A 7,490-nucleotide genomic window follows, 5' to 3' on the forward strand; every position below is an offset into this window, starting at 1 on the left:
TGAAACACCAAAGCAGCGCAGTCCCGTGTGAATCATGGGATTGCGCTGCTTTTTTGAAATTCTATGAATAATCCAGGTTTAATTCAAATCTTTATTAAAAAATATTTCATCTTATTTAACAAGAAACCATATTTATATAACAACATAAAATACACTAAGTTATTTTATTGAACATATATCGTACTTTATCTATCCGACTATTTGGACGACGGGGCTGGCAAACAGGTTCACCGGTAGTAACATGGTACCCTTTTAACTCTGTTAAACAAACACTACGTCCATTTGTAAAGAAAGTTAAATCACTACGATATTCTTGAATACACCGAGCAGGGATTTCTCCACTAAGAATGACCTCATTATTTTTCAATTGAGTGTCTACGATGTTCGCACAATATTTAGGAGCATCGTTGTATGCTCGTGAAAGATATTCCTGTGGCGCATAAATTTTAAAACTAAGATATGGCTCTAACAATTCTGTTCCAGCTTTTTTTAAGACTTGTTCCAATACAATAGGAGCAAGCATCCGAAAATCTGCTGGGGTACTAACAGGGCTATAGTATAAGCCATACTTAAAACAGATTTTACAATCCGTCACATTCCAACCATATAATCCTTGTTCGCAACCATAGCGTATCCCTTCCATAACTGCATTTTGAAATGATTGATTTAAGTATCCAAGAGAAACCGAGCTCTCATACTGCATTCCACTTCCCAACGGAAGCGGTGATACAGATAAACCAATGGAAGCCCAGAAAGGATTTGGCGGCACTTCGATGTGAATGGTATATTCTGCATTTTTTAACGGTCTCTCCATATAAATGACTGTAGGCTCTTTTAGTTCTATCTCCACATGATACTTTTCTTGCAACAGTGCACTAATCACTTCCATTTGTACTTTCCCTAAGAAAGAAAGTATAATTTCATGTGTCGTAGAATCCACGTAATATCGTAGAAGCGGATCACTATCTGAGATTTCCAAAAGGGCATCAAGCAACATTTCTCTCTGTTCAGGTTTACTCGGTTCAACAGTTGTTTGTAGTAGAGGGTGCGGATTTTCAATCTTTTTTCTCTGTGGCAATAGTTTTGTATCTCCAAGAACACTATTTAACTTCAAAAACTCATTTTGCAAAATAACAATTTCTCCAGAATAAGCTCTATCAATCTTACATAATTCACCATTTATTGAAGTATACATTTCTGTAACTTTTATTTTTTCTTTTTCTGATACTCTAACCGAATCTCGTAAATGTAGTACTCCACTATAAAGGCGTATATATGCAAGACGTTGTCTTTTTTTTGTATATTCAATTTTGAAAACATTTCCGCAAAGTTCAGACGGACCTCGATGTGTTGATGAATAAAATTTATTCGTAATCACTTCTATAAGGTTATCAATCCCTATATTGTTTTTTGCACTTCCGTGATAAACAGGGAACAGGGAACAATTATGAAATCTTATGCTTTCCTCTTGTTCGAGTTCCAATGCTTCTAATGATTTACCGGACATATATTTCTCTAAAAGGTCATCGTTTCCCTCTATTACCGTATCCCATTGTTCAGATTCGGTAAAGTTCGTCACACACATATTAGGATACAGTTCTACCTTCTGTTTGATTACAATTTCGGCAGAAAGTTTCTCTTTAATATCCTGATAAACCGTTGATAAATCAATTCCATTTTGGTCAATCTTATTGATAAAAAAGATTGTGGGAATCCCCATTTTCCTAAGTGCATGAAATAATATACGAGTTTGTGCTTGTACGCCATCTTTTGCAGAAATCAGTAGAATTGCCCCATCTAAAACTGATAATGAACGATATACTTCTGCTAAGAAATCCATATGTCCTGGCGTGTCTATGATGTTCACCTTCGTATTTTCCCACTGAAAAGAGGTTATTCCTGTCTGAATTGTAATTCCTCTCTGACGTTCTAAAAGCGTATTATCCGTCCTCGTTGTACCTTTGTCCACGCTTCCTAATTCTGTAATCGCTCCACTGTTATATAATAAGCTTTCTGTTAAGGTAGTTTTTCCTGCATCAACATGAGCTAAAACTCCAATATTAATAATTTTCATGTGATTTTCCTCCATTCAAAAACCCAAAAGGGCATAAAAATCCCAGTGATAAATACTTTTATCACTGGGATTTTTATGCATAACCATAGGTATACAAAGCATACAGATATTCTCTGGATACTTTAGAATCACATGATAAAGGTATTCTTAAACTGGGTACAAAAAACTAAGCCCTCCTAAAAAAGGACATCTAATTATTTGTTCCCGCTATCAAATTGACAGTTTATTTAAGAATACCTTGCCGCATATTTATTAACTCCTTTTAAATAGTCGCTTAAATAATAGCACGTAAGAGCATATTTGTAAAGGAATCTCCAATTTTTTATCAAAAAGAGTACATGATTACAAAGTATCTGTAATCATGTACCAATATTTGTTATTTTACAATCTTCCAATTACTCCCGTTCTTTTCAAGTACCAAATCAAATTGAGATACCTGCGTTGCTTTGGTCTGCTGGTCGATATACTCCACTGTCAGCGATACCGTGACTTGATTATCCTTACGATTGTGAATAGGATTTACCAGTTCTTGAAAGATGTACTCTTTTCCGATTGGTTTTAATATCCCGTCATTCACATAGTAGGAAAGTTCACTGGCTGTCGCTGTAGGATAGAGCTTGAAGAACGTCGTTAAAAACTCATTGATTTCATTGGTTGTAATGGAATCAACCGTCCCCTCACTTTCAATGGCTTTTGGTTTATAACTTGATTTCTTAGGTATGTTGGTAATGGTCGGATTCTTAACCAGTACCATATTTCCAGAACCATCTACATAGACACTCACTATATAAGCAGAGTGGACGGTCTTTGTATTTTCTCCCTCTGTAATGAGCTGGTCTACACTGTAGGTTACATTAAACTCATTGTCGCCAGTTGGCTCTACCGTCCATATCTGAAATCCTCTTACAGAAGACGATACAGGAATATCTTTGCGTACTGTATCAACATTGAGAGCTTGAAGTTCATCTGTCAGATAGCCTTTTAGACTTTCCATTCGATTATCAATGGACTTATCGGATTGCTCCCATGAATAGTAGACTTTCGCAAAGTTCTCTACAAAATTTTCTACATGATGAGTATCAACGTATTCCTTTTCTATGATAGTTGTTTCGTGAATAGTATGAGTATCTATAGCTGTAAAGTGCTTGAATATCGCAAAGCTGAAACTAAGCCCTAAAAGTACCCACAAGGCAATCACAACCTTTTTATGAGGATTGACCTTATAGACACGAGGTTTCTTTTCCTTTGGTATCTGTTTTTCTTTATTCTGATTTTTTCTAAATTTCATCATTAAATCTTCCTTTCTCATTGTTTGATTCGTCCTGCTCCCACTAAATGCTGTTGCCAGTAGGGGCTTGTTAAGTCGGCATAACCGATTGGGTCGCCTGCATGAAACATACGGTTATTGCCAAGGTATATCCCAACATGAGTAATATAAGAGCCAGCGTTATAGGTAGAATGAAAGAAAACCAAATCGCCAGCTTGTGCTTCCGATAGTGGGATATGCTGGGTCACATCATATTGCTGTTGTGCGGTTCGTGGTAAGTTAATTCCAGCTTTTCCATACGTCCATTGTGTCAGTCCGCTACAATCAAAAGAAGTAGTCGGGGAAGCTCCACCGTAAACGTATCGCCAGCCCTCATATTTCAGTGCTTCGTCCATGATGGCTTGTACCGTATCATCATCAAACTCTGTTGTGACAAGATACTGCGTTACCAGTTGCACATAAAACATATTGCCATAGTTGTATCGCCAGCCCCCATTGATAGGTATGGCTATGGGATTGGGGTAAGACACTTTTTCGCCACCTGAATACTCTTTTGAGAAACTTTGAGCCAGTTCAAAGGTATATTTATTTCCACGATTAGCCACATACCCTAAGAAACCACCACCATAATTGTAGGACTGGATAACCGATTCTAAATCTACACTGAGCCTTTCGCTACTGGCTAATAATTCACTGAAATACTTCACACCTTGCTTAATGGATTCTTCTGTACTCAATGAATTAGGTGGAAGACCGAGGGATTCCGAGGACTGCATAACATCTTCCGCAGTACCGCCCGATTCCACCTGTATAATCGCAAGAAGTATGTTGACATATTCTTCAACGCCATATTCTTTGGCATATTTTTCTACCATAGGCTTATGAGCCAGCACTTCTGCGGAAACATTCACACCTCCATAATGAATATTGGAAATTCCGCTGTCCTGTTCATCTGAAAATAAAATGGCAACAAACAGAAGCAGTGAGAAGACCATCAAGAATAATCCAGAACCACCAATCACTAAAGTTTTCAACTTCATGGTTTCTTACCGACTTTCTTAATGGTGGCGGTTTTGATTGGTGGTCTACTTCTTGTATTTTGTAGTGGTACTCTTTGAACAGTAGACGGACGTTCTTTTGTGATTGGACGTTGTGAAGTTCTATCTGCTGTAGTGGTTGAAGTTGCTGGCTTTTGAACGGTTTTTTCTTGAACGGTATTGCCTTGGCGTTCCACTTTTGGACTTGAAAAATCGGACTTAACTGCTGGACGCTCTTGTTTGGCTTGTTGAGATTCCTTATATGAAGTCTGAATATTAGACTGTTTTGAGGTCTGTTCATCATGATATTGTTCTTGTCTTGTAGTCGGTCTTTCATGAACAGAAGAAGCAGGCTGTTTTTTCTGTTTGACCTGTTCCATTTCAGAGCGACGCTTCGCAATGGTTTTTCGCCTTTGTTCCTGCTGTTCCTTGCGTCCACTGGCTCTGTCCGCTTTGGTTTGAGAAATACTACTGGTTAAATCACGGACATTCTCTTTTACTTTGGATTTTCCTTGATATACTGCATATCTTGCATTGGTCGGCAAATCTTTAACCTGTTCTTTCAAACCACTAGCAGTGTCTACCATTCTGTCTTTGGTATCAGCTACTGTACCGATGGTTTGACCGATACGTTTTCCAAGTGTTGATTTTTCCTTTCCGTCTGGTCGGGAGTGATCTGCTTGTGTCCTTGCAGAACTCCCCGAACCCGACTGTCCTTTTTTACCTGTAACAATGGCAGACCCAGCCCCTAGAGTAGTCATGGAACGTCCAAGTTTCCGCTGTAGACGGTGCATGTGAGCGTGCATAAGCATACGAGGTTTTCTCATCACACGACTTCCCACACTTTGAGAATCGTTACTCTGTAGAGAAAACATACTCATTAAATCGCCCAGCTTGAAGTAGATTCCTGCAAAGGTCACAATCTGTAGAAAAGCAATCAAAAAGAACGGATAACCAGCCGATAAGGTATAGAGCATGGTTGAAATACTAAATGCTGTCGTAATAATCAATGTGATTCCAGCTCGTGTCAAAATGGTATTAAAGAGCTTTGTTATGGCTCGTTTTGACATACCATCAAATGATGGAATCATGCTTAAAATAAAGCTCACAGGCAGAAACATAGCATAGATGATAAAAAGTACCTGCGAGAAAATCATGATTCCTGTTAATAGGAATACAAATATGGAAATCCCAATATTGAAGACAAATAGGAAGAAGACTGTACCTAAACGGTTAATGGTCTTTGTAATGGTTAGATTGGTATTGCTTCTGTCTTCAATTTCTTCCGCAACAATTTTTTCTCTGTCTTCGCCATTGTTGGAATCTGGGCTGGTGGAGAGCAGGCTTTCCACACGGTCAATACCGATACTTTCAATGTCTGAACTGTTGTATTGAAGCAGTAGCCACGGTTGCTGAACCTGTATGGAAAACAGGCTATCTCTGATTAAGTCCACGCTGTCCTTGCCTTGACTATCGGAATGGGGCATGACAATCTTCGTGCCAAGTGATAAACTGGCATTACTGATGTCTGATGAAAAGTCATTGATTTTTTTAATGTAGTCGGGAGCGTAGGCAATAAAGGAAGCCGATAGGATAAACACCAGCACAAAATTCATAATGGCATGAATTGCCTTTGTGGTTTCTCTCTTTATCAGTCCCGTATAGGCAACATAAACCCCAAGAACCAAAATCAAGAGTAAGAGGAATCCAACATAGAAACCCTCTGTTGAAAATCCGTTTGCACTCACACCAGCTAAGGTCTGCATATTCTTACCAATGGAATCTGCTGTAGCGGAAATGAAGTCTAAGGAATAGGCTTCCTGTACTAAGTAACCTGTCGCATTGGAAACATACAAACTGATTGTCCAAATAAAATTGGTAATGGCATATAGTCCATACATGACCTGTTTTCCAATCCCGTCCGACCAGTTCCACGGAAGCCAGCCCCAGCTATTATCCACATAAAAATCCAGTTGATAGTTTTCAAGTGGGTATCGGCTGTATTCATTTGCCACATTGACCGTATCATCTACCAAGCCCGCAGCTTGAACCACCGTTCCCAGCATGGCTAAAAGAAAAATGGCAATCACAAGTGTGAAAGCCACTGTCATTGCCACTTTACCTAGACGTTTCAGCGTCCAGTTTGATTTTATTCTGTTTACTATTGATGGTTTCACATTTACACCTCTTTTCGCACAGGTGGTCTGGTATCAAAGGCATGGAGCAGTTCTTCAAATACAGGGTGGAACTGTATCACACCGACACGACCATATAAATCACTGATAAGGCATTGCCCGTTTTCCAAATCACGCAATCGCTTCTGATTGTTTTCGTCCTCTGGGTCTACACCAAAAAAGGCTAAGGTCTTTTTAATCTCGTTAAGGTCAGTGGAACGAAATGCAAATTTTAAGCCGAGGTTATTTTTCAGTTTTTCATCTAAGAGGTCGTCTGTATTTTGGGTCACGAAATATACCCCAGCGTTCATAGCACGACCAGCCCGAACCAGCTTCATAGATAGTGTTTTTCCTTGTGCTACCTGTAAAAAGCTCCATGCTTCGTCTAAATCTACAATCTTGAAAATGCTTCGGTCTGTATGGATAAAGTCTAAAGCAAAGGTACTAATGACAATCAGCATAGCAACGGATAAAAGCTCCATAGTGGTATATTCCTCAAAGGAAGTTTCCTTGTCGGGAAGTACCAAGTCCGCAACCTGTATAATGTTCAGTTGTTTTTCTAAGCTGATAGACTGCTCCACATAACCATTACTGAATAATAAATGTGCAAAGTCATAGTCTGTAAAACTTTCGATATGGTCGGCTATACTGGTACTTAGTGGCGTATTCTCAACCCGTAATTCCTCAATCACTTTCATCAACCCTCGTACTTCACTATTGGTTACTGCACGAATGGCTTTTCTAAGGATTGGGAAGCGTTCCCCATCACGAGAGGAAATCCCCGTAAGGAATGTCAGAATATCAATAGCCAGTGATTCAGAATCTTTGGGATTTTTCATAATCACATAAGGGTCAACCTGTATTATTCACCTCGGTATTTGGGACATGAAATCGCATCTGGCCGGTCTGAAAGCAACGTTTGGAGCGTTGCGAATACT

Annotated in this window: 4 protein-coding genes and 2 pseudogenes; all 6 read right to left on the bottom strand. The window is 39.1% G+C overall.

All coding sequences use genetic code 11. The features are described from left to right. Positions 1-154: 154 nt before the first annotated feature. Entirely contained in the window at positions 155-2,074 is a 1,920-nt protein-coding gene (gene tet(M), locus EKM97_RS11535; RefSeq protein ID WP_000691727.1) for a tetracycline resistance ribosomal protection protein Tet(M), read from the bottom strand. 15 nt (positions 2,075-2,089) lie between these two features. Then, positions 2,090-2,137 (bottom strand): annotated as a pseudogene (locus EKM97_RS12250) (hypothetical protein); the annotation flags it as partial. Between the two features lie 313 nt (positions 2,138-2,450). Beyond that, positions 2,451-3,383, bottom strand: a complete 933-nt coding sequence (locus EKM97_RS11545) for a conjugal transfer protein (protein WP_001224319.1) — start codon at positions 3,381-3,383, stop codon at positions 2,451-2,453. Further along, positions 3,380-4,381, bottom strand: coding sequence for a bifunctional lytic transglycosylase/C40 family peptidase (locus tag EKM97_RS11550; protein ID WP_000769868.1), 1,002 nt, complete (start codon positions 4,379-4,381; stop codon positions 3,380-3,382). Before EKM97_RS11550 ends, EKM97_RS11545 begins: the two co-directional genes overlap by 4 nt. After that, positions 4,378-6,555, bottom strand: coding sequence for a CD3337/EF1877 family mobilome membrane protein (locus tag EKM97_RS11555; RefSeq protein WP_000804748.1), 2,178 nt, complete (start codon positions 6,553-6,555; stop codon positions 4,378-4,380). Before EKM97_RS11555 ends, EKM97_RS11550 begins: the two co-directional genes overlap by 4 nt. A 2-nt stretch (positions 6,556-6,557) precedes the next feature. Next, positions 6,558-7,409: pseudogene (locus EKM97_RS11560) on the bottom strand (ATP-binding protein); the annotation flags it as partial. Positions 7,410-7,490: the final 81 nt, after the last annotated feature.

Source organism: Lacticaseibacillus songhuajiangensis (genome assembly GCF_003946025.1).
Lineage (GTDB): Bacteria > Bacillota > Bacilli > Lactobacillales > Lactobacillaceae > Lacticaseibacillus > Lacticaseibacillus songhuajiangensis.

Coding starts and splice junctions, on each gene's coding strand:
- EKM97_RS11545 (WP_001224319.1), bottom strand. CDS start 3,383: ATGAGAAAGGAAGATTTAATGATGAAATTTAGAAAAAATCAGAATAAA.
- EKM97_RS11550 (WP_000769868.1), bottom strand. CDS start 4,381: ATGAAGTTGAAAACTTTAGTGATTGGTGGTTCTGGATTATTCTTGATG.